Source organism: Rhodoferax sp. ZS1R25, assembly GCF_056521335.1.
The window spans coordinates 1,533,791-1,555,544 of record NZ_JBWMAZ010000001.1; the positions used below are offsets into that span (position 1 = coordinate 1,533,791).

At 64.9% G+C, this 21,754-nt stretch carries 18 protein-coding genes; 15 read left to right on the plus strand and 3 right to left on the minus strand.

Features of this window, described 5'->3' with window-relative positions; translation table 11 throughout:
- Positions 1-61 precede the first annotated feature (61 nt).
- Genes AC097R_RS07345 through AC097R_RS07355 form a run of 3 tightly spaced genes read left to right on the plus strand, consistent with a single transcriptional unit; the run spans position 62 to position 4,240 of the window.
- Positions 62-1,345, plus strand: a complete 1,284-nt coding sequence (locus AC097R_RS07345) for an ABC transporter substrate-binding protein (RefSeq protein WP_479597183.1) — start codon at positions 62-64, stop codon at positions 1,343-1,345.
- A gap of 13 nt (positions 1,346-1,358) precedes the next feature.
- A complete protein-coding gene (locus tag AC097R_RS07350; protein ID WP_479597185.1) occupies positions 1,359-3,569 on the plus strand; it encodes a CHASE domain-containing protein in 2,211 nt (736 codons plus the stop codon).
- An 8-nt stretch (positions 3,570-3,577) separates the two neighbouring features.
- Complete coding sequence (locus AC097R_RS07355; protein ID WP_479597187.1) at positions 3,578-4,240, plus strand: response regulator; 663 nt, start codon at positions 3,578-3,580, stop codon at positions 4,238-4,240.
- Positions 4,241-4,342: 102 nt separating this feature from the next.
- Here AC097R_RS07355 and AC097R_RS07360 read toward each other — a convergent pair whose 3' ends face one another.
- Positions 4,343-4,954, minus strand: a complete 612-nt coding sequence (locus AC097R_RS07360; RefSeq protein WP_479597189.1) for an FMN-dependent NADH-azoreductase — start codon at positions 4,952-4,954, stop codon at positions 4,343-4,345.
- Positions 4,955-5,071: 117 nt separating this feature from the next.
- Between AC097R_RS07360 and AC097R_RS07365 the strand changes: the two genes are divergently transcribed.
- Positions 5,072-6,007: a LysR family transcriptional regulator gene (locus AC097R_RS07365; protein ID WP_479597192.1), complete on the plus strand. Its 936-nt coding sequence runs from the start codon at positions 5,072-5,074 to the stop codon at positions 6,005-6,007.
- Positions 6,008-6,011: 4 nt separating this feature from the next.
- Here the strand turns inward: AC097R_RS07365 and AC097R_RS07370 are convergent, their stop codons facing one another.
- Positions 6,012-7,304, minus strand: a complete 1,293-nt coding sequence (locus tag AC097R_RS07370; protein ID WP_479597194.1) for a patatin-like phospholipase family protein — start codon at positions 7,302-7,304, stop codon at positions 6,012-6,014.
- Between the two features lie 95 nt (positions 7,305-7,399).
- Here AC097R_RS07370 and apbC point away from each other — a divergent pair, with 95 nt between their 5' ends.
- The gene (gene apbC, locus AC097R_RS07375; protein ID WP_479597196.1) at positions 7,400-8,491 is read left to right on the plus strand and encodes an iron-sulfur cluster carrier protein ApbC; all 1,092 of its coding nucleotides are present in this window, start codon (positions 7,400-7,402) and stop codon (positions 8,489-8,491) included.
- A gap of 48 nt (positions 8,492-8,539) precedes the next feature.
- Here the strand turns inward: apbC and AC097R_RS07380 are convergent, their stop codons facing one another.
- Complete coding sequence (locus AC097R_RS07380) at positions 8,540-9,103, minus strand: nitroreductase family protein (protein WP_479597198.1); 564 nt, start codon at positions 9,101-9,103, stop codon at positions 8,540-8,542.
- Positions 9,104-9,167: 64 nt separating this feature from the next.
- Between AC097R_RS07380 and AC097R_RS07385 the strand changes: the two genes are divergently transcribed.
- The 10 genes from AC097R_RS07385 (at position 9,168) to moeA (ending at position 21,733) form a co-directional block, all read left to right on the plus strand.
- Positions 9,168-10,112 (plus strand): LysR family transcriptional regulator, encoded by a 945-nt coding sequence (locus AC097R_RS07385; RefSeq protein ID WP_479597200.1) that lies wholly within the window; start codon positions 9,168-9,170, stop codon positions 10,110-10,112.
- 189 nt (positions 10,113-10,301) lie between these two features.
- Entirely contained in the window at positions 10,302-11,930 is a 1,629-nt protein-coding gene (locus AC097R_RS07390) for an OFA family MFS transporter (RefSeq protein WP_479597202.1), read from the plus strand.
- Between the two features lie 24 nt (positions 11,931-11,954).
- Positions 11,955-13,757, plus strand: coding sequence for an NAD(P)H-dependent oxidoreductase subunit E (locus tag AC097R_RS07395; RefSeq protein ID WP_479597205.1), 1,803 nt, complete (start codon positions 11,955-11,957; stop codon positions 13,755-13,757).
- Complete coding sequence (fdhF, locus tag AC097R_RS07400) at positions 13,758-16,646, plus strand: formate dehydrogenase subunit alpha (RefSeq protein ID WP_479597207.1); 2,889 nt, start codon at positions 13,758-13,760, stop codon at positions 16,644-16,646.
- Between the two features lie 12 nt (positions 16,647-16,658).
- Positions 16,659-17,531 (plus strand): formate dehydrogenase accessory sulfurtransferase FdhD, encoded by an 873-nt coding sequence (locus AC097R_RS07405; RefSeq protein WP_479597209.1) that lies wholly within the window; start codon positions 16,659-16,661, stop codon positions 17,529-17,531.
- The gene (locus AC097R_RS07410) at positions 17,528-18,265 is read left to right on the plus strand and encodes an ABC transporter permease (RefSeq protein ID WP_479597212.1); all 738 of its coding nucleotides are present in this window, start codon (positions 17,528-17,530) and stop codon (positions 18,263-18,265) included. The genes AC097R_RS07405 and AC097R_RS07410 overlap by 4 nt, the downstream gene beginning before the upstream one ends.
- A gap of 1 nt (position 18,266) precedes the next feature.
- Positions 18,267-18,974 carry an ATP-binding cassette domain-containing protein gene (locus tag AC097R_RS07415; protein ID WP_479597214.1) on the plus strand — a complete coding sequence of 236 codons (708 nt, stop codon included), beginning with the start codon at positions 18,267-18,269 and terminating at the stop codon, positions 18,972-18,974.
- Entirely contained in the window at positions 18,971-19,798 is an 828-nt protein-coding gene (locus AC097R_RS07420) for an ABC transporter substrate-binding protein (protein ID WP_479597216.1), read from the plus strand. The genes AC097R_RS07415 and AC097R_RS07420 overlap by 4 nt, the downstream gene beginning before the upstream one ends.
- Positions 19,785-20,474, plus strand: a complete 690-nt coding sequence (gene mobA, locus AC097R_RS07425; protein ID WP_479597219.1) for a molybdenum cofactor guanylyltransferase MobA — start codon at positions 19,785-19,787, stop codon at positions 20,472-20,474. The genes AC097R_RS07420 and mobA overlap by 14 nt, the downstream gene beginning before the upstream one ends.
- Positions 20,471-21,733, plus strand: coding sequence for a molybdopterin molybdotransferase MoeA (gene moeA, locus AC097R_RS07430; RefSeq protein WP_479597222.1), 1,263 nt, complete (start codon positions 20,471-20,473; stop codon positions 21,731-21,733). The genes mobA and moeA overlap by 4 nt, the downstream gene beginning before the upstream one ends.
- The last annotated feature ends 21 nt before the right edge of the window (positions 21,734-21,754 follow it).

Sequence of the window (21,754 nt, forward strand, 5' to 3'; positions counted from 1 at the left end):
TTGCACTCCAATGGGCCCATTTGCGGCCGTTCCAAAGAGGTCAAACACAAGTGCCCGCGCTATGTTGAACATTCTGAAAGCCTTGCTGCTGGTGATGGCGTGGGCCCTGTGCGGCGTCAGCCATGCGCAGCCCACCGAGATTTCCTTTTACTTTCCCATCGCCGTGGGCGGGCCGGTCGCCAAAAGCCTCTCGGCGCTGGTGGCCGATTTTGAGAAAGAGAACCCCGACATCCGCGTCAAGCCGACCTACACCGGCACTTACAAGGACTCCATCGTCAAAGCGCTGACGGCCCATAGAAGCGGTACACCGCCAGATGTTGCCGTGCTGTTTGCGGTGGATATGTTCACGCTGATCGATGCTGGCGCCATCGTGCCATTCGACGATCTGGTAAGCAATGCCGACGACGTTGCCTGGATGCGCGGCTTCTACCCTGCGCTGATGGCCAACAGCCGCGCCGCCGGCCAGACCTGGGGCATTCCCTTCCAGCGCTCCACCATCCTGTTGTATTGGAACAAAGAGCTCTTCCGGCAAGCAGGGCTGGACCCCGACCTCCCGCCGGCCAACTGGACCCAGATGGCCGACTTTGCGCAAAAGCTCACGCGGCGCGACGACGCTGGCGTCACGACACAGTGGGGGCTACAGATTCCCTCTTCTGGCTTTCCGTACTGGCTGTTCCAGGGGCTGGTCACCGGCAACGGCGCCCAACTTATGAATGAGGCCGGCACCAAGACCTGGTTTGACCGCCCCGCCGTGGTTGAGGCCCTGCAGTACTGGGTAGACCTGTCCCGCACGCGCAAGGTCCACCCGCCCGGTGTCATTGAATGGGGTAACACGCCCAGCGATTTCCTCAGCGGCAAGGCCGCCATGATCTGGACCACCAGCGGCAACCTGGCCAATCTGAAGGCCAAGGCAGGGTTTGCCTTCGGCGTCGGCCCGCTGCCCGGCAATAAGCAGGCCGGTTCGCCCACGGGCGGTGGCAATTTTTACGTGTTCCGCAAAACCACACCGGCGCGGCAAAAAGCCGCATTCCGATTCGTCCAGTGGATGGTCGCCCCCGAGCGCACGGCGCGCTGGAGCATTGATTCCGGCTACATCGGCGTGAGCCCGGCCGCGTGGGACACACACACCATGAAGGACTACCTGATGGCTTTTCCGCAGGCGGCTGTCGCACGCAACCAGTTGTCACACGCCGTGGCGGAACTGTCCACGCACGAGAACCAGCGAGTGACGCGGGCCCTGAACGCGGGGCTGGTCTCGGCGCTCACCGGCGCCAAGACGCCGCAAGAGGCCTTGAAGGATGCGCAGACGCAGGCCGAGCACATCCTGCTGCCTTACCAGCGCTAGGGCCCGTTCACCCATGCAAAACACCGCCCCCGCGCCATCCAGCGCACCCCGCAAAGCCCCGGCAGCACTCGGGCGCCTGCGCTTCTTGAGCTATCTGCTGCCGGCTGTGGTGCTGTGCCTGGCGCTGACCGCCACCTGGGTGTTCTGGGAGCGTGAGCGCCGGGAGATCGGGCAGGTTCTGCAGAGCGAGTTCGACGCGCGCGTGCGTGAGACCACCAGCCTGTTCCGGGAGCGCATGCTGGCCTATGAGCAGGCGCTGCGCGCCACCCACGGCCTGTTCGCCACGTCCGACAACGTGCAGCGCGGCGACTTCCAGTCCTTTGTCGCCAACCTGCGCATCCAGAACCATCCGGGGCTGCAGGGCATGGGCTTTGCGCTCATTGTGCCGTCGGCCGAACGCGAGCGGCACATCGCCGCCGTGCGCAGCCAGGGCTTTCCGGCGTACACGGTGCTGCCGCCCAGCGATGCCGGCGCCAGCACGTCGGCGCTGTATTTCGAGCCCAGCGGCTCCTCGTTCCTCAGTACGCTGGGAACGGATTTTTTCCTGGAACCCTCGCGCCGGCCCGCGATGGAGGCCGCGCGCGACAGCGACGGCATCGCGATTTCCAACAAGGCGAAGCTGCCGGAAGAGGATGCAGCCCAGGTACAGGCCGGCTACCGCATGTACCTGCCGGTCTACCAGAACGGCAAACCCCATAGCACCTTGTCCGAGCGACGTGCCCATATCAAAGGCTGGATCTACGCCGCCTTCAGCATGGACGGCTTGATGGACAACATCCTGGGCGAGCGCGCCAACATCACCGTCGAGGTCTATGACGGCGCCGGACAGGACGACGACCAACTGATCGACACCTACAGTGACCGGGTGGGCGGCGAGTCGACGCTCACGCTGTTCTATACGACCCAGCAGGTCGAAGTGGGTGGCTATGGTTGGACACTGACGGCCCACTCGCTGCCCAACTTCACCACCGAGATTGCCATCAGCCGGCTGCAATGGGTCGCGCGGCTGGGCGTGGTGGCCAGTGTGATGGCGGCGCTGCTGACCTGGTTTGTGCTGATGCGCCGCCTGCGGGGGCTGCGCGCCGCCGCCGACCTGCGCATTGCCAAGGAGCAGGCCGAAGCGGCCAGCCATGCCAAGTCGCAGTTCCTGGCGGTGGCCAGCCACGACCTGCGCCAGCCCATCCAGGCGCTGAGCCTTTTTGTTGCCACGCTGCAGGCCATGTCTAAGCGCGCCGAACTGACAGGTGCCGAGGTGGGGCACATCGCCGCCCGCCTGCAAATGGCGCTCAACGGTCTGGGGCGCTTGCTCAATGGCCTGTTTGATCTGTCGCGCCTGGACAGTGGCACCGTGACCGTCACCCGGCGGCCGGTGGACATGGCTGACCTGCTCACCGAAGTCGGCAACGCCTTTACAGGCCCCGCGCAGGCCAAGGGACTGGATTTCCGGGTGGTGATGCCGCACGGTGTGTGGGTCGAGACCGACCCGTTGGTGCTGGCGCGCGTGATATCCAATCTGGTGGCCAATGCCGTGCGCTATACCGAACAAGGCCGCATTTTGGTGGGTTGCCGACGGCATGCGCAGCATGTGGAGTTACAGGTGCTGGACACCGGTATCGGCATTGCGCAGGAAGAATGCGACCGGATCTTCGGCGAGTTCTACCAGGTGCCCAATGTGGCGCGCGATCGCGAGCACGGGCTGGGCCTGGGGCTGGCCATCGTCTCGCGCGCGGTGCAATTGCTGGGCGGGAAGATCCACGTGCGGTCCACGCCCGGCAAGGGCTCGGTGTTTTCCGTCACGCTGCCGCGTGCGCCTGCGCCCGAGCTTCCGGTGTCACGCCCCGCAGACTCGCAGGGCCCATTTGAGGGCAGTGTGCTGGTGATCGACGACGACCCCGAGCTGCGCGAATCCATGCAACGCCTGTTGGTGGAATGGAAGTATTCCGTGCGGGTGGCCGCCTCGCTCGAAGACGCGCTGGCCCTTGCCGGCAGCCACCCGAATGACATCCGACTCATCCTTTCGGACTATCGCCTGGCAAGCGACGTCACCGGCATCCAAGCCATCGAAGCGGTGACGCGCCGCCTCGGACGCACGGTGCCTGCTGTGATCATCACCGGTGACACCTCGGCGCAGCCGATTGCGCAGGCCGCGCAGCACGGCCTTCGGTTGGTCTATAAACCCGTGGAGCCGCAAGTGCTGGCCGCCCTGATGAGCAGCATCCAATGAGCAACTTCATGACTTTCACAACCGGCGCAACCACCCACATCATTCTTGCGGAAGACCACATGCTGATGCGTGAGGGTCTGAAGATGCTGCTGTCTACCCAGCCCGGCTTCGAAGTCGTCGCGGAAACCGGCGACGGCCGGGCCGTCGAGGCGCTGGTGCGGCAGTTCAGCCCCCAGTTGTTGTTGCTGGACCTGGGCCTGCCGGGCCTGCACGGTGTGGACGTTGCCGCCGCCATCAAGGCCGAGTTCGCGGAATCCGTCAAGGTGCTGGTGTTGACCGGTGATTTGCAGCCGCACTCCGTGGGGCAGGCGTTGGCGGCGGGCGCCGACGGGTACGTGCATAAGAGCGAGGACAGCACAGAGCTGCTGCAGGCGGTACACGCGGTGCTGGCCGGCCGTCAATACGTCAGCCGCAACATCGCAGCAGTGTTTCTGCCGCGTCCCCTGCGTTCTGACGCCACGGGCCCCGAGCCGGTGGCCACTCCGCGCGAACGCGAAACCATGTCGCTGGTGGCGAGCGGGCTGAGCAACGTTGAAATCGCGGAGCGGCTGTTCATCGGCGTGGAGACGGTGCGCACGCACCGCAAGAACCTGATGGAGAAATTCTCGCTGCGCAACGCGGCAGAGATTACAGCCTACGCCGTGCAGCGCGGTTACTACACGTTGTCCTGAACGAGGAGCTGATGGATGACAGAAACAACAAAGCCCGGCGAACCGGGCTTTGTTGTTTTTGCAGCGCTGGTTGATATGGACCAGCGCCGCTCAATCTGCCAATCAGGCGGCCAGCTTGGCGATGCTATTGGCGGCTTCGCCCAGGGCCTCTGCTTTCTTGGCGTCGCCCATGGCCACACCTTCGGCGCGCACAAAGCGCACGTCGGTGATGCCCAGGAAACCGAACACGGTTTGCAGGTAGCTCTCTTGGTGTTCAGCGGCACGGCCCCAGTCGTTGGTGGAGTACACGCCGCCACGGGTGGAGGCCACGATCACGGTCTTGCCGACGGCCAGACCCTTGGGGCCAGTCTCGGTGTAGGCGAAGGTGCGGCCGGGTTGGGCGATGCGGTCAATCCAGGCCTTGAGCTGGCTGGGGATGCTGAAGTTGTACAGCGGAGCACCCACCACGATCACGTCGGCAGCCAGGAATTGGCTCACCAGCGCTTCGGAGATGGCGTTTTCACGCTTTTGCACGTCGCTTTGCTCAGCGCCAGCGGGTGCGCGAAAGCCCAGGGATTCAGAGGACAGGTGGCTGGGGGTGTCCACGGCCAGGTCCAGATAGTCCACGGTGGTGCCGGGGTGGTTGGTGACCCACTGGGCCACGGTGTCTTTGGTCAGTTGGCGGGAGATAGAGCCGCCGCTGAGGATGCTGGAGTCGATGTGCAAGAGTTTCATGACAGGTCCTTAAAGAGGGAGTGGTTCGATGGGACTAGTGTCTTTGAAAGACCAATGTTTGATAAGTCAGCATATTTGCGTTAGATTGTCCTAAATTTGGAACGATGAAGGGCCGCTATGCACGACACCAACGACATGCTCTATTTCGCCGAAGTGGTGGAGCGGGGGGGTTTTGCCGCCGCCGGCCGCTACCTGGAGGTGCCCAAGTCCAAGCTATCGCGCCGTGTGGCCGAGCTGGAAGCCCGCTTGGGCGTGCGCCTGCTACAGCGCACCACGCGCAAGCTGTCCCTGACGGAGGTGGGCGAGGTCTACCTGCGCCACTGCATCGCCATGCGCGATGCGGCCGAAGCCGCGGCCGAGGCGGTAGAGCAGGCCCAGACGGAGCCGCGCGGGACCCTGCGCATTGCCTGCCCGGTGACGCTGGCGCAGAGCACCGTGGGGCCCATCATGGCGCTGTTTCTGGCGCGCTACCCCCATGTGAAGGTGGACATGAAGGTCAGCAACCGCGTGGTGGACCTGGTGGAAGAGGGCATCGACGTGGCGCTGCGCGTGCGCGGCACGCTGGACGACAGCGGCAGCCTGGTGGTGAAAAAACTGGGCGAATCGGCCACCGTGCTGGTGGCCAGCCCGCTGCAGCTGGAGCGCCAGGGGCGGCCCGCGTCCATTGATGACCTCGCGCGCATGGACACGATCTCCATGTCCGCCGTGGACGGCCGCGCCACCCTGGTGCTGCATGGGCCCGACGGCGCCATCCACCCGCTGGTACACCGCCCCCGCTACGTGGCCGACGACCTGCTGACCCTGAAATACGCAGCGCTGCAGGGTACGGGCATGTGCTTTTTGCCCGACTACATGTGCCGCCGCGAGGTGGAAGAGGGCCGCCTGGTGCATGTGCTGCCAGGCTGGGCGCCGGCGCGCGGTATCTTCCACGCGGTGTATCCCTCGCGCCGCGGCATGGTGCCGGCAGTGCGGCGGTTTCTGGACTTTTTGGGGGACTACACCAACGGCGAAGGCATGCCCATGCTGCCCCCAGGTTGCCCGCCCGCTGTGTGATCGGCTAGCGCAGGCGCAGCGGGTCCACGCGGCGCTCGTGCCGTTTGGGGGGCTCGGCCGCTGTCAGGCTCCCGGGGTGGGTCACGGCTTCGGGGTCTACCCAGCCAAAGAACTTGCAGACCTCGGCGCGCTGGGCTTGGGCATCGGCATAGCCCAACGACATCAGCTCGGTCGTGTAGGCGCTCTCAAACAGCAGGTAGCTGGCCAGCGCGGCGCCCTTCACATCGGCCTTGGCCGATGACACGCCCACGCCGCCCAGCATGGTGCGCACCGCGCGCGGCAGGTCGCCCACATGGCGGGCGGCCACCGCGTCCAGCCGCTGGCTGGGTGCAATCACCAGCAGCTCCACCGGGCGCAGCGCGCTGGCCTTGCGGGCCTCGGCGGGCACCAGGTTGATGGTCTGGTTGATGCGGCGCACCCGTTCCACGTCTACCGCCAGCGCGTCCAGAAAGATGTTGGACAGCGCGTGGCCGGCAATCTGCGCAATCGTGGGGTAGCTGTTGGTGGTGTGCAGGTGGGCCTCGTTCTTGGGCTCGTGCATGCGGCCAGCCCCCACCACCAGGATGCGTTCTGCTCCTAAATGGATAGCGGGCGACACGGGTGCGCTTTGCCGCATCGATCCGTCGCCAAAGTATTCGGTGTGGCCCTGGATGTGCAGCTCGGTGGCCGGGAACACAAACGGAATGGCCGAAGATGCCAGCAGGTGGGCATGGGTGATCTTGCTGCGCACGGCTAGGCGCTGGCTGCGCACCCAGGGCATGAGGCGCTTGTCACCCTCAAAAAACGTGATGTGGTCGCCCGAGCTGTAGCTGGACGCGGTGACCGCAAAGGCCTGCAGGTGGCCGCGGCGAATCAGGTGCGGCAGGCGCTCCAGCGGCACCAGCTTTTGCAGCAGCTCGCCCAGCGGCGCGTTGTCCAGCAACGAGCGGGGCTTGATGCGCCGCCACTTGGCAATCAGCCAGCCCACCGACAGCAGCGTGAGCCAGGTGGCGCCCGAGCGCAGCATGCTCAGGTGGTCGGCGCGGTACACCTGGTCGGCGTGGAAGTTGCGCCAGGTGTTGGCAATCATGCGCACCGTGGCATCAAAGTTATCTGACCCACAGGCCAGGGCTGCGGCGTTGATGGCCCCGGCCGAGGTGCCCGCAATGATGGGGAAGGGGTTGGGTTGGTCACCCGCGCCACAGGCCAGGCGGATGTCGGCAATGGCTTCCAGCACGCCCACCTGGTAAGCCGCGCGCGCGCCGCCCCCGGTCAGCAAAAGGCCGTTGGCAGGCAAGGGGGGCGATGCTTGGTCCATAGGGCCATTATGAAAAGCCCCATGCGCTTGTAAACAGTTAAATGCGCGGGGTAAACCCTAGCAGTTCGATAGACTCCGGGGATTCAGGAGTTTTCATGTCCGTGACCGTACCCGCTATCAACGACGCCCTGCAGGGCGTCATCGACCCCAACACCCAGCAAACCTTTGCCAGCGCCCGCGCCCTCAAGAACCTCACCGTGCAGGGCGGCGATGTGCGTTTGGATCTGGAACTGGCCTACCCCGCCAAGAGCCAGTGGCCCGCCATGGTGGAGGCGCTGAGCGCCGCCGCCAAGACCGTGCCCGGCGTCACCAGCGTGCAGATCACGCCCAGCACCAAGGTGATTCCCCATGCCGTGCAGCGCGGCGTGCAGTTGCTGCCCGGTGTGAAGAACATTGTGGCCGTGGCCTCGGGCAAGGGCGGCGTGGGCAAGAGCACCACCGCGGCCAACCTGGCCCTGGCCCTGGCCGCCGAGGGCGCCACCGTGGGCCTGCTGGACGCTGATATCTACGGCCCCAGCCAGCCCATGATGATGGGCATCGAAGGCCGCCCCGAGTCCGACGACGGCAAGACCATGGAGCCCATGCGCAACCACGGCGTGCAGGTCATGTCCATCGGCTTTCTGGTGGCGCAGGACGAGGCCATGATCTGGCGCGGCCCCATGGCCACCCAGGCGCTGGAGCAGCTGCTGCGCCAGACCAACTGGAAAGACCTGGATTACCTCATCGTCGACATGCCGCCGGGCACCGGTGACATCCAGCTGACGCTGAGCCAACGTGTGCCCATGACGGGCGCCGTGGTGGTGACCACACCGCAGGACATTGCGCTGCTGGACGCCAAGAAGGGCATCAAGATGTTCGAGAAGGTGGGCGTGCCGATTTTGGGCATTGTGGAAAACATGGCGGTGCACGTGTGCACCAACTGCGGCCACGTGGAACACATCTTTGGTGTGGATGGCGGCAAGAAGATGGCCGAGGGCTATGGCATGGACTACCTGGGCGCCTTGCCCCTGGCCCTGCACATCCGAGAACAGGCCGACAGCGGCCGCCCCACCGTGGTGGCCGACCCCGATGGCGATGTGTCTACCCTCTACAAATCCATGGCGCGGCAGGTGGCGGTGAAGATCGCGGCCCAGGCCAAGGACTTCTCCAGCAAATTCCCTACCATCACGATCAGCAAGAACAGCTGATTTTTAAGAGAAACAGGCCGCTAGCCCGCGTATTCATTGCGCAGGCAGCTACCAAAAGCGTAGCGCCTGGGTGCTGTCCTTGCGGCCGTCGCTGCGGGGTTCGCGGGTGGGGGTGCCCAGCACCACCCAGCCCACCAGGGTTTCGCCGGGTTCGCAGAAGGCCTGGATCAGGTGTGGCGCGCGGGCCTTGTCGCCGCTGAGCATCTTGCCGGCGTAGCCCATGGCGTGCGCCGCGTTCAAAAAGTTGGTGACCGCGCCGCCCACACACATCCACTGCTCGTGCGCGGGCACCACGGGGTGGCCCAAGTCAATGCGCGCCAGCACCGCCACGGTGACCGGCGCCCGCAGCGCGCGTTCACGCTCAATCGCCACGCCCTCGGCATCCTTGCCTTTGTTCTGGGCATGGGTGGCAAACAGCTCGGCCAGGCGCTGCCGCGCGTCCCCTTGCACCACCACCAGCCGGAACGGCACCAGCTCCGCATGGTCGGGTGCGCGTAGGGCGGCGGCCACCATCTGCTGTAGCTGTGCGGCGTCGGGGCCGGGCTCGGCCAAGTGCCGTACGCCCAGCGAATAGCGCTGGAGCAGGGTGGTCAGGGCAGCGGCGTGCGTCATGGTCGGCAAGAATAGCAGGGCGCCCCGCATAATCGTTGCACAGTCAACCGTTGGACGTAGTGACATGAATTTGCTGGCTTCCATGAAATACCTGGTGGCGCTCAACGAGCATCGCCATTTCGCGCGTGCGGCCGAGGCCTGCCACATCACACAGCCCGCGCTGTCGAACGCCCTGCGCGCGCTGGAGGAAGAATTCAACGTGGTCATCGTGCGCCGGGGGCGCACCTTTGCCGGGCTCACGCCTGAGGGCGAGCAGGTCTTGGCCGCAGGGCAACGCATGCTGCATGAGCAGCAGGTGCTGCAGCAGTCCCTCAAGAGCACGGTAGACAGCCCGGCCGGTGGCCTCGTCATCGGGGCGGTGCCCACGGCGGTGCCAATTGCGGCGCGCTTTGCGGCCATGCTACAGGCGCGGCACCCGGCGATCATGCCGGTGGTGCTGTCGCTCAGTTCCTCAGAGCTGGAGACCCGGCTGGACAACCTGTCGATCGACCTGGGGCTGGGCTACACCGACCGCATGGGCCTGGGCGGGGCCAAGCTGCTGGCGCTGCCGCAGTACATCGAGCACTATTTCTTGCTGCGCCGTGCGGCCCAACCCCACCCGCACGAGCTGCAAATAGGCGAGCCCATTACCTGGCAAAGCGCAGCGCAGCAACCCCTGTGCCTGCTGACGCCTGAGATGCACAACCGCACCATCGTCAACACCGCCTTTGCCAGCGTGGGCTGCGCGGTGACTGCGATCATCGAGACGAACTCCATCCTCACCATGGCGCTCAGCGTGGTGGCGGGCCAGGTGTGCAGCGTGATGCCCGGTGCATTGGTGGCTGCCGTGCGTGGCTACCGCGAGCTGGAAGCCCTGCCGCTGGTGAGTCCGCAGGTGCGCACGCCCATCGGATTCATGCGCCATGCGCAGGCGCGTGCCTCCCGCGCCATGGAGGCTGCGCTGGCCTTGACCCAGGACGGCTACTGGCTGCGCCACGCGGCCACCCACAGCGGTTTGATGGTGGCGTGACGAAGGCGTGACGGGGGGCTGTGCGGCGAGTGCCGCAGGTCATTTGCCATATTGCGCCGCCGCATTTAGTTTTTGAATGCGCTCATGTGGCGAATCAATTGGATTCGTTTGGGGGGAGCGGCGACACTGCGCCCCGGCATGGCGTTGCGAGCATGCCCTAAAAACTCACCCATAAGAACGGAGACACACATGTCAGGACTACTCGACAAGGAACGGATCATTGCCGGACCTGGGTTCAATCGTTGGTTGGTACCACCGGCCGCTCTGGCCATTCACCTGTGCATCGGCATGGCCTATGGCTTTTCGGTGTTCTGGTTGCCGCTGTCCAAGGCCCTGGGCCTGAAGGAGGCCATCAAGTGCGGCCCTGACGTTGGCTTCTTCCTGCAACTCTTCACCACCAGCTGCGACTGGCAAATCTCCACGCTGGGCTGGATGTACACCATGTTCTTCGTGATCCTCGGATCCAGCGCCGCCATCTGGGGCGGCTGGCTGGAGCGCGTGGGCCCGCGCAAAGCCGGTGTGGTGGCGGCCATCTGCTGGTGTGGCGGCATGCTGATCTCGGCGCTGGGCATTTACCTGCACCAGTTTTGGATGATGATTCTGGGCTCGGGCGTCATCGGGGGCATTGGCCTGGGGCTGGGCTACATCTCGCCCGTGTCCACGCTGATCAAGTGGTTCCCCGACCGCCGCGGCATGGCCACCGGCATGGCCATCATGGGCTTTGGCGGCGGCGCGATGATCGGTTCGCCGCTGGCGGCTGACCTGATGAAGTACTTTGCCAGCCCCACCAGCGTGGGTGTGATGCAGACCTTTGTGGTGATGGCGCTGGTGTACTTTGTGTTCATGATGGCCGGTGCCTTTGGCTATCGTGTGCCTGAAACTGGCTGGAAGCCCGCGGGTTGGACGCCTCCGCCCGCGCAGGTGAACAACGCCATGATCACGCAGAAGCATGTGCATGTGAAAAAGGTCTGGGGCATTCCCCAGTTCTGGCTGATCTGGATGGTGCTGTGCATGAACGTGAGTGCCGGCATTGGCGTGATCGGCATGGCCTCGCCCATGCTGCAAGAGGTGTTTGGTGGCAGCCTGATTGGCGTGCCCGCCAAGTTCGGCGAGCTGGACAAAACCCAGCTGGCCGCCATTGCCACGGTGGCCGCGGGCTTTACCGCGCTGCTGTCGCTGTTCAACATCGGTGGGCGCTTCTTCTGGGCCAGCCTGTCGGACAAGCTGGGCCGCAAGATCACCTACCTCGTGTTCTTTGTGCTCGGTGGCCTGATGTACTTCAGCGTGCCCGGTAGCGCCGCAGCCGGCAGCATCGTGCTGTTTGTGGGTGCCTTCTGCGTGATCCTGAGCATGTACGGCGGCGGCTTTGCCACGGTGCCGGCCTACCTGGCCGACATCTTTGGCACGCAGATGGTGGGCGCGATCCACGGCCGCCTGTTGACCGCCTGGGCCACGGCCGGTGTATTGGGTCCGGTGGTGGTGAACTACATGCGCGAATACCAGCTGGGCCTGGGCATTCCGCGCGAGCAGGTTTACAACCAGACCATGTACATCCTCGTCGGCATGCTGGTGATTGGCCTGGTCTGCAACCTGCTGGTACGTCCGTTGGACAATAAGTGGTTCATGACCGACGCCGAGTTGGCCGAGGAAAAGCGCCTGGCGCATGAGCGCGCCGCCGCGTCGGCCGTGGGCACCAGCAGCGGGCGCAACGATTCCATTCCCCTGGGCGTGGTGGTCTTTGCCTGGCTGGCTGTGGGCTTGCCACTGGCCTGGGGCGTGTACCGCACCCTGCAAAGCGTCGCCAAGTTCTTTGCTTAAATTGTTAGATTCCACAGGATCGCCATGACTGCACCCGTACTCGCACCGCATGTTCCCGTCGTGGCACTCGCCACGGTGGACGATATGCGCGACCGCATCCGCCGCAAAAGCAAACTCAAAGGTCGGCAGGCCGACGATGACGCGTTGGCCGAGGTGCGGGCACTGGTGGGGAAGGGGCCGCATCGGCGTGACCTGTTGATCGAACACCTGCACAAGCTCAACGACTCCTACCGCTGCCTGCACGACCGGCACCTGGTGGCCCTGGCCAAGGAGATGAACATCCCCATGGCCGAGGTCTACGAGGTCGCCACCTTCTACCACCACTTCGAGGTGGTGCGGGGCGATGCGACCGTGCCGCAGCTGACCGTGCGGGTCTGTGATGGACTGAGTTGCGAAATGGCAGGCGCCCAGGATTTGCTGGCGCGCCTGCCTAAGTTGCTGGGTTCTGCCGATGTGCGTGTGATTCCCGCGCCCTGCCTGGGCCGCTGCGAGCAGGCCCCGGTGGCCGTGGTGCACCAAAACCCGGTGCCCATGGCTACGGCAGAGGCGGTTGTTGCATTGGTCAATGCGGCTGCAGCCCAACACCCCGCTGCGCAAGCAGCTACAAAATTTATAGCGCACGAATTTTCGGAAAAACCGGTGTCGCCCCCTGCGCACGCCGTGCAGGTGGCGCCCGACTACGCGGGGTACGACACCTACCGCGCGCATGGGGGCTACGCCTTGGCAGCGGCCCTGGTCAATGGCGAGCACGATGTCGAGAGCGTCATCCATGCCATGGAAAACTCGGGCCTGCGTGGCCTGGGCGGTGCCGGTTTTCCGGCAGGGCGCAAGTGGCGCATCGTGCGCGACCAGCCGGCCCCCAAACTGATGGCGGTGAACATCGACGAGGGCGAACCTGGCACCTTCAAAGACCGGACCTACCTGGAGCGCGACCCGCACCGCTTCCTGGAGGGCCTGCTGATCGCCGCCCAGGTGGTGGGCATTGAGACCTGCTACATCTACCTGCGCGATGAATACCACGGCTGCCGTGCCATTCTGGAGGCCGAACTGGCTAAGCTGCAGGCCAACCCGCCATGCCCGCTGCCGACCATTGAGCTGCGCCGCGGTGCCGGTGCCTACATCTGCGGCGAAGAGTCCGCGATGATCGAGAGCATTGAAGGCAAGCGCGGCGAGCCACGCATGCGCCCACCCTATATCGCCCAGGTCGGTTTGTTTGGCCGGCCCACGCTGGAGCACAACTTTGAGACCCTCTACTGGGTCCGCGATATTGTGGAAAAAGGCCCGGACTGGTTCAGCGGCTTTGGGCGCAACGGGCGCAAGGGCCTGCGCAGCTTCAGCGTCAGTGGCCGCGTCAAGTTCCCTGGCGTCAAGCTCGCACCCGCGGGCATCACGCTGACCGAATTGGTGGACGAATACTGTGGTGGCATGCAAGATGGCCACACGCTGTACGCCTACCTGCCCGGTGGTGCATCGGGCGGTATCTTTCCGGCCAGCCATGCGAATGTGCCGCTGGACTTTGACACGTTGCAGCCGCACGGTGGCTTCATCGGCTCAGCCGCCGTCATCGTGCTGGGCCAGCATGACAAGGCCCGCGATGCCGCGCTGAACATGATGCGGTTTTTTGCCCATGAAAGCTGCGGCCAGTGCACGCCCTGCCGCGTCGGCACGGCCAAGGCCGCCAAGCTGATGGAAGCCCCGGTGTGGGACAACACGACGCTGGAAGACTTGAACATCGTGATGACTGACGCCTCCATCTGTGGCCTGGGCCAGGCAGCGCCCAACCCGGTGCGCTGCGTGCAGAAATACTTTCCGCAGGAGATTGCATAAATGAACGCACCTGCCAAACATGTTGAAGTGACGCCAGCAGTGATCACGTTTCTGCTCGATGGAAAGCCGGTCGAAGCCTTCGACGGCGAATCCATTCTGAAAGCCGCCGAACGCAGCGGCGTCTGCATTCCCCACCTTTGCTACAAAGACGGCCTGCGCGCCGACGGCAACTGCCGCGCCTGCGTGGTCGAGATCAAGGGCGAACGCACATTGGCCCCCAGCTGCTGCCGCAATGTCACCGCCGGCATGGAAGTCCAGGCCACCAGCGAGCGCGCCATCAAGAGCCAAAAGATGGTGCTGGAGATGCTGCTCTCCGACATGCCCGACACCGGCTACAAGTGGAATGAGAAAGACGAATCGCAGCAGCACGGTGAGCTGAGCGACTGGGCCGCGCGCATGGAGGTGCAAGTGCGCCCCGAATTGAAGACGCTACGCCGCGCGCAACCGAAAGCTGACATTTCGCACCCGGCCATGGCCGTGAATCTGGATGCTTGCATCCAGTGCAACCGCTGCGTGCGTGCCTGCCGCGAAGAGCAGGTCAACGACGTGATTGGTTACGCGCTGCGCGGCAGCCACAGCGAAATCGTGTTTGACCTGAACGACCCCATGGGCGACAGCACCTGTGTGGCCTGCGGCGAATGTGTGCAAGCCTGCCCCACCGGCGCGCTTAGCCCGAAGACCCAAGTGGGCTCACAAATCGTCGACAAAAAGGTGGACTCGGTCTGCCCGTTCTGTGGCGTGGGCTGCCTGCTGACCTACAACGTCAAGGACAACGTCATCGTCAGCGTGGACGGGCGCGATGGCCCGGCCAACCACAGCCGCCTCTGTGTGAAAGGACGCTTTGGTTTTGACTATGCGCACAGCCCCCAGCGCCTGACCGTGCCGCTGATCCGCAAGGCCGGCGTGCCCAAAAACCCTGAGGCACTGAACCACATGAACCGTGACACGGCTGACTGGTCCGATGTGTTCCGCGAAGCGACGTGGGAGGAAGCCTTGGCCTTCTCGGCAGGCGGCCTGCAAAACCTGCGCGACACCTATGGCAAGAAGGCCCTGGCCGGCTTTGGCTCGGCCAAGGGCAGCAACGAAGAGGCCTACCTGTTCCAGAAGCTGGTGCGCACCGGCTTTGGCTCCAACAACGTGGACCACTGCACCCGCCTGTGCCACGCTTCCAGCGTGGCGGCCTTGCTCGAAGGCGTGGGCTCGGGCGCGGTCAGCAACCAGGTCAACGACGTGGAGCATTCGGACCTGATCTTTGTGATCGGCTCCAACCCCACGTCCAACCACCCGGTGGCCGCCACCTGGATGAAGAACGCAGCCAAAAAGGGCGCCAAGATCGTACTGGCCGACCCGCGCATCACCGACATTGGCAAACACGCCTGGCGCACGCTGCAGTTCAAGGCCGACACCGATGTGGCCATGCTCAACGCCCTGATCCATGTTGTGATCGAAGAGGGCCTGGCCGACCAGGATTTCATTGCCAAACGTGCCAGCAACTACGAGGCGTTGAAGGAAAACGTCAAGGGCTACAGCCCGGAGGCCATGGAGCCCATCTGTGGTATCCCCGCGCAAACGATTCGCGAAGTGGCGCGGGAGTTCGCCAAGGCCAAGGGCGCGATGATTCTGTGGGGCATGGGCGTGAGCCAGCATGTGCACGGCACCGACAACGCGCGCTGCCTGATCGCACTGGTGACCGTGACCGGCCAGATCGGCAAGCCCGGCTCCGGCCTGCACCCGTTGCGCGGCCAGAACAATGTGCAGGGTGCATCCGATGCGGGTCTGATACCCATGATGTACCCCAACTACCAGCGCGTGACCAACAAGGCTGCGCACGACTGGTTTGAAGACTTCTGGGGCATGAAGCTGGACAACCAGCCCGGCTACACCGTGGTCGAAATCATGCACAAGGCGCTGGTGGACGACAGTGACCCGCACAAGGTGCACGGCATGTACATCATGGGTGAGAACCCTGCGATGAGCGACCCCGACCTGAACCATGCACGCCACGCGCTGGCGTCGATGAAGCACTTGGTGGTGCAAGACATCTTCATGACCGAGACCGCCTGGTTGGCCGATGTGGTGCTGCCCGCCACCGCCTGGCCCGAGAAGGATGGCACGGTCAGCAACACCGACCGCATGGTGCAGCTGGGCAAGAAGGCGATTGACCCACCCGGCCAGGCCAAGCCCGACCTGTGGATCATTCAACAAATAGCCAAACGCATGGGATTGAATTGGAATTACGCCGGTGAAAGCGATGGCGTGGCCGAAGTCTATGAAGAGATGCGCCAGGCGATGCACGCCGCCATCTCCGGCATCACCTGGGAGCGGCTGCAGCGCGAGTCCAGCGTGACCTACCCTTGCCTGAGTGCGGACGATCCTGGATCGCCCACCGTGTTCATCGACAGCTTTGCCACCGACGACGGTCGTGTGCACCTGGTGCCTGCCGACATCATCCCCGCCAATGAGCGGCCCGATGCGGAGTTTCCGTTTGTGCTGATCACGGGCCGCCAGCTGGAGCATTGGCACACCGGCAGCATGACGCGCCGCGCCACCGTGCTGGACGCCATTGAACCCATGGCGACCGCTTCGATGTGTGGTGACGATCTGCAATCCCTGGGTCTGCAACCGGGCGATGTGATCACGGTGGAGTCGCGCCGCGGGCGGGTCGCCATCCACGTGCGGCGGGACGACGGCACGCCCAAGGGGGCGGTGTTCATTCCGTTCGCCTATTACGAGGCAGCCGCCAACCTGATGACCAATGCCGCGCTGGACCCGTTTGGCAAGATCCCCGAGTTCAAGTATTGCGCTGTGGCCATACGCCGCGGCGGCGTGCCTGCCGCAGTCAGTGGCTATGGTGCCAATCCGGCACCAGCACCGGCACCAACGCAGTAAGCTGTGACCACCATGTCCCGCGCCTTGCCCCACTCCATGCCCTTGCTCACCCAAGCCCGTGCGCCGCTGACGCACCGCATCGCGGTGACCAACGAGCATGGCGAGCAACAGGCGTTGGACATTCCGGCCGAGCGGCCCTTGACCGTCTATGTGGACAAGCGCGAGCTGGTCACGCTGATGACGCTGGGCGAGCGGCCCGAGTGGCTGGTGCTGGGCTATCTGCTGAACCAGCGCCTGGTGCCCGATGCTAGCGCGGTGGAATCGATCACGGTGGACTGGGAGGTGGGCGCCGCCGCGGTGAAGACCCGTACCGGCATTGTCGATATCGCCCAGAAGACCGCCAAGCGCGTGGTCACCACAGGCTGCGGCCAGGGCAGCCTGTTTGGTGAGGTCATGGAGCATATCGAAGGCGTGCAGTTACCTGCCACCACGGTGACCCGCTCGCAGATCCACGCCATCGTCAACACCATCCGTTTGCAGGACAGTACCTACAAGTCGGCGGGTTCGGTGCACGGCTGCGCACTGTTCCGCGGCGAAGAGCGGCTTTTGTTTGTCGAAGATGTGGGGCGGCACAACGCCATCGACGCCATTGCGGGCTGGATGGCGCTGCAGGCCATTGGCCCCACGCCATTGGTCACCGAAGGGCTGGTGTTCTACACCACCGGCCGCCTGACCAGCGAGATGGTCATGAAGGCCGCGCAGATGGGCATTGCGGTGGTCATCTCGCGCAGCGGCATGACGCAGATGGGCCACGCCGTGGCGCAGAGCCTGGGCCTGTGTGCCATTGGCCGGGCGTTGAACAAACGCTTTTTGTGCTTCAGCGCACCGCAGCGTTTGCAGCTCGACACCGTGGCCGCACCCGAAGCCGTTGAGGCATCCATTTGAGTTCTCTGGGGGATAGCGCGCACGCTGCGTGGCAGCTGGTGGTCTCGGCAGACCCCATGCTGCTGTCCATTGTGTTGCGCTCGCTCACGCTCAGCGCCAGCGCCACGGCCATTGCGTTCGTCATCGGGTGTGTGCTGGGCGCGTGGTTGGCGGTGGGCCGCTTTGCCGGGCGCACGGTGCTGCTGGCGGTGCTCAACACCCTGTTGTCGTTGCCGTCCGTGGTGGTGGGGCTGGTGGTCTACCTGCTGCTGTCGCGCTCCGGGCCGCTGGGTTACCTGGGCTGGTTGTATTCGTTCAAGGCCATGCTGCTGGCGCAGACCGTGCTGGTGCTGCCCATTGTGGTGGCCCTGGTGCGCCAGGTGGTGGAAGACGCCCACACGGCGCATGGCGAGCAACTGCGCTCGCTGGGCGCCGGGCCACGCCTGACCGGCCTGCTGCTGGCCTGGGATGAGCGCAGCGCCTTGCTCACCGTGGCGCTGGCCGCGTTTGGCCGCGCCATCGCCGAGGTGGGCGCGGTGATGCTGGTGGGCGGCAATATCGACGGTTTTACCCGCGTCATGACCACCGCCATTGCACTGGAAACCAGCAAGGGCGATCTGCCATTGGCCATGGGCCTGGGGCTGGTGCTGCTGGCCGTGGTGCTGGTGTTGCAAATGCTGATTGCCGGCTTGCGGGTGTGGATGGGTGCCGCCCATGCCGCGCCAGTGGCGACGCGTTCGCCAGGAGCGCTCTGACATGGCGTTGCTCTACCAACTTGACGGCGTGCAAGTGGTGCTGGCCTCCACGCGGGGCGCACCCGCGGCGTTGGACGGTGTGTCGCTGCGCATTGCGGCGGGTGAACGCGTGGCCCTGGTCGGCGCCAATGGCAGTGGCAAGTCCACCTTATTGCGCGTGTTGCATGGCTTACTGGCGCCGAGCGCGGGCACGGCGCAGCGCCCGGCAGATTTGAAACAGGCCATGCTGTTCCAGCGCCCGGTGTTGCTGCGCCTGTCGGTACAGAACAACCTGGCGCTGGTCTTGTGGTTGCAGGGCAGGGGCTGGCGTGCGGCCCGCCAAGTGGCGCTGCAGGCCTTGGCCCACGCGGGCCTGCAGAGCGTGGCCCGGCGCAGCGGCCGCCAGCTGTCGGTCGGGCAAACCCAGCGTGTGGCTTTGGCACGCGCGCTGGCGCTGGAGCCCGAGGTGCTGCTGCTGGACGAGCCCACCGCCAGCCTGGACCCGCATTCCAAACGCCTGGTGGAGGCCACCGTGCAAGCCTACGGCGGCACGACCGTGTTTGCCAGCCACAACCTCGGCCAGGTCAAGCGCCTGGCCACACGGGTCTTGTACCTAGAGCAGGGCCGCGTGCTGGCCGACCTGCCGGTGGCAGAATTTTTTGACCAAGAGCGCTTGCAGGCCCAATCAGCCGCGGCGGCCCATTTTGTGAAGGGAGAAGCTATTTCATGAGAAATTTTAAGAAAAATAAGCCGCTAGCCCCCGTGCGCATTGCGCTGGCTGCTATTGTTTTTGCAGCGTCTGGCATGGTGTCGGCGCAGTCGCTGGTCATGGCGTCCACCACATCCACCGAGCAGTCGGGCCTGTTCGCCCACCTGCTGCCCGCCTTCAAGGCCGCCACCGGACTGGATGTGAAAGTGGTGGCGGTAGGCACGGGCCAGGCCATCGACATGGGCCGCCGCGGCGATGCGGACGTGCTGTTTGTGCACGATCAGGCCGCCGAAGAAAAGCTGGTGCAGGACGGCTTTGCGACCAAGCGCTTGCCCGTCATGTACAACGACTTTGTGCTGGTGGGTCCCTCCAACGACCCGGCCCGTGTGCGCGGCAAGGACATCGTGTCGGCCTTCCAAAAAGCAGCAGCAGGGCCCGCAGGCTTTATTTCGCGAGGTGACCGTAGCGGCACGCACGCGGCCGAGCTGCGTTACTGGAAGCTCGCGGGCATGGACGCGCCCAAATTCGCCAACTACAAAGAATGCGGCTGCGGCATGGGCCCGGCGCTCAACATGGCCGCCTCGCTGGGTGCCTATGTGCTGACCGACCGCGGCACCTGGCTCAACTTCCGCAACCGCGCCGATCTGGCCGTGCTGGTGGAAGGCGACAAGCAGCTGTTCAACCAGTACGGCGTGTTGCCAGTCAACCCCGCCAAACACCCCCATGTAAACGCGGCGGGTGCGGCCAGGTTTGTCGAGTGGGTCACCTCCAGCGCAGGGCAGGGTGTGATCGCCAGCTACAAAATTGGCGGCGAGCAGTTATTCTTCCCCAATGCCAACCCCTGAAGCTTCGACAACCTCTGCCTTTACGCTGAGTGACACAACCGCCCTGGTGCTGGCGGGCGGGCGTGGCCTGCGCATGGGTGGTGTGGACAAGGGCCTTCAGCCTTTTCACGGCCGACCCATGGCCCAGCACGCGCTGCAACGCCTGGCCGCCCAGCAGGGCGGGCCACTGCACAGTGTGCTGATCAATGCCAACCGCAATCCCGATGACTATCTGGCGCTGGGCGAAGCCGCGTGGGGTACCGGCCGGGTGCGCGTGCTTGCCGACCGCGTGCAGGATTTCTCCGGCCCGTTGGCGGGCTTTCAGGCCGGGCTCGACCTGTGTGCCAGCCCGCTGCTGCTGACCGTGCCCTGCGACAGCCCGCTGTTCCCTTTGAACTTGGCCTCACGCCTGCTGGACGCGCTGAACGCGGCCCAGGCTGACATCGCCGTGGTGCAGGCACCCGAGGCCGGGCGCGACGGCCAACTCAGCTTGCGCAGCCAGCCCGTGTTTTGCCTGATGCGCGCCAACCTGCTCGGCAGCCTGGCCGAATTTCTGGAAGGCGGTGGCCGCAAGGTCGATGCGTGGACCGCACAGCACCGCGTGGTGCAGGTGCCGTTCAACCTGGCAGGCGACGACCCCCACGCGTTTGCCAACGCCAACACCTTGGACGAGCTGCGTCTGCTGGAAAACACATGACTTTGGATGACATTGCCCGATCCCTGCAAGGCTACGACCCGCAGGCCCTGAAGATGGAGGACGCCAATGCCTTCATCGCCCGCCTGGTGGTGCCGGTACAGGGCGTGGAGACCCTGCCGCTACGCCAATGCACAGGCCGGGTGCTGGCAGAGGATGTGGTGTCGCCGATCTCGGTGCCCGCCCACGATAACTCGGCGATGGACGGTTTTGCGTTCAACGGCACCCTGCTGCAGCCTGGTCAGCCTCTTGCTCTGCGCACGGTCGGCACCGCTTTGGCCGGCAAGGCCTGGGTGGGCACGGTGGCCGCGGGCGAATGCCTGAAGGTGATGACCGGTGCCATCTTGCCGAGTGGCCTGGACACCGTCGTGCCGCAAGAGTTCACTCGCCAGGATGGCGATGTGGTGCACATCCCCGCCGACATTCTGAAAGCCGGTGACAACCGCCGCCTGCGGGGTGAAGATCTGCTGCAGGGCGGCGTGGCGCTACCAAAAGGGGAGCTGCTTGCGCCCGCTGCGCTTGGGCTGGTGGCCAGTTTGGGCCTGCAAACCCTGCCCGTGGTGCGTCGCCTGCGCGTGGCCTATCTCTCCACTGGCGACGAGGTGCTGTCGGTGGGCGAGCCGCTGCGCGAAGGCGCCGTGTACGACAGCAACCGCTACACCGTCACCAGCCTGCTGGACCGACTGGGCTGCGAAGTCATCGAGCTGGGCGTAGTCCGCGACGAGCCCGCCGCGCTGGAGGCCGCGTTTCGCAGTGCCGCCGCGCAGGCCGATGTGATTTTGAGCAGCGGTGGTGTCAGCGTGGGTGAGGCCGACTTCACCAAGGGCATGATGGCCGAGTTGGGCGATGTGGCCTTCTGGCGCATCGCCATGCGCCCCGGCCGCCCGTTTGCCGTGGGTCGCATTGGCGATACGGTGCTGTTTGGCATGCCCGGCAACCCGGTGGCGGTGATGGTCACGTTCTTGACGCTGATACGCCCGGCGCTGTTGCAGATGATGGGCGCGCGGCCTCAACCCCTGCCGCTCTTGCAGGCGCATAGCGAGCAGCCGTTGCGGAAGAAGGCCGGCCGCACCGAATACCAGCGCGGCATCGTCAGCACCGGGCCCGACGGCCGATTGCAGGTGCGCACCACCGGCAACCAGGGTTCGGGCGTGCTCAGCTCCATGGTGCAGGCCAGCGGCCTGATCGTGCTGCACCACGCCCAGGGCCACGTAGCCGCGGGCGACCTGGTGGACGTGATGATGTTCCAGGGCGTCGTATAACTAGCTCCCCCCCTACAGGCC

Coding starts and splice junctions, on each gene's coding strand:
- AC097R_RS07345 (WP_479597183.1), top strand. CDS start 62: ATGTTGAACATTCTGAAAGCCTTGCTGCTGGTGATGGCGTGGGCCCTG.
- AC097R_RS07350 (WP_479597185.1), top strand. CDS start 1,359: ATGCAAAACACCGCCCCCGCGCCATCCAGCGCACCCCGCAAAGCCCCG.
- AC097R_RS07355 (WP_479597187.1), top strand. CDS start 3,578: ATGACTTTCACAACCGGCGCAACCACCCACATCATTCTTGCGGAAGAC.
- AC097R_RS07360 (WP_479597189.1), bottom strand. CDS start 4,954: ATGAAACTCTTGCACATCGACTCCAGCATCCTCAGCGGCGGCTCTATC.
- AC097R_RS07365 (WP_479597192.1), top strand. CDS start 5,072: ATGCACGACACCAACGACATGCTCTATTTCGCCGAAGTGGTGGAGCGG.
- AC097R_RS07370 (WP_479597194.1), bottom strand. CDS start 7,304: ATGGACCAAGCATCGCCCCCCTTGCCTGCCAACGGCCTTTTGCTGACC.
- apbC (WP_479597196.1), top strand. CDS start 7,400: ATGTCCGTGACCGTACCCGCTATCAACGACGCCCTGCAGGGCGTCATC.
- AC097R_RS07380 (WP_479597198.1), bottom strand. CDS start 9,103: ATGACGCACGCCGCTGCCCTGACCACCCTGCTCCAGCGCTATTCGCTG.
- AC097R_RS07385 (WP_479597200.1), top strand. CDS start 9,168: ATGAATTTGCTGGCTTCCATGAAATACCTGGTGGCGCTCAACGAGCAT.
- AC097R_RS07390 (WP_479597202.1), top strand. CDS start 10,302: ATGTCAGGACTACTCGACAAGGAACGGATCATTGCCGGACCTGGGTTC.
- AC097R_RS07395 (WP_479597205.1), top strand. CDS start 11,955: ATGACTGCACCCGTACTCGCACCGCATGTTCCCGTCGTGGCACTCGCC.
- fdhF (WP_479597207.1), top strand. CDS start 13,758: ATGAACGCACCTGCCAAACATGTTGAAGTGACGCCAGCAGTGATCACG.
- AC097R_RS07405 (WP_479597209.1), top strand. CDS start 16,659: ATGTCCCGCGCCTTGCCCCACTCCATGCCCTTGCTCACCCAAGCCCGT.
- AC097R_RS07415 (WP_479597214.1), top strand. CDS start 18,267: ATGGCGTTGCTCTACCAACTTGACGGCGTGCAAGTGGTGCTGGCCTCC.
- AC097R_RS07420 (WP_479597216.1), top strand. CDS start 18,971: ATGAGAAATTTTAAGAAAAATAAGCCGCTAGCCCCCGTGCGCATTGCG.
- mobA (WP_479597219.1), top strand. CDS start 19,785: ATGCCAACCCCTGAAGCTTCGACAACCTCTGCCTTTACGCTGAGTGAC.
- moeA (WP_479597222.1), top strand. CDS start 20,471: ATGACTTTGGATGACATTGCCCGATCCCTGCAAGGCTACGACCCGCAG.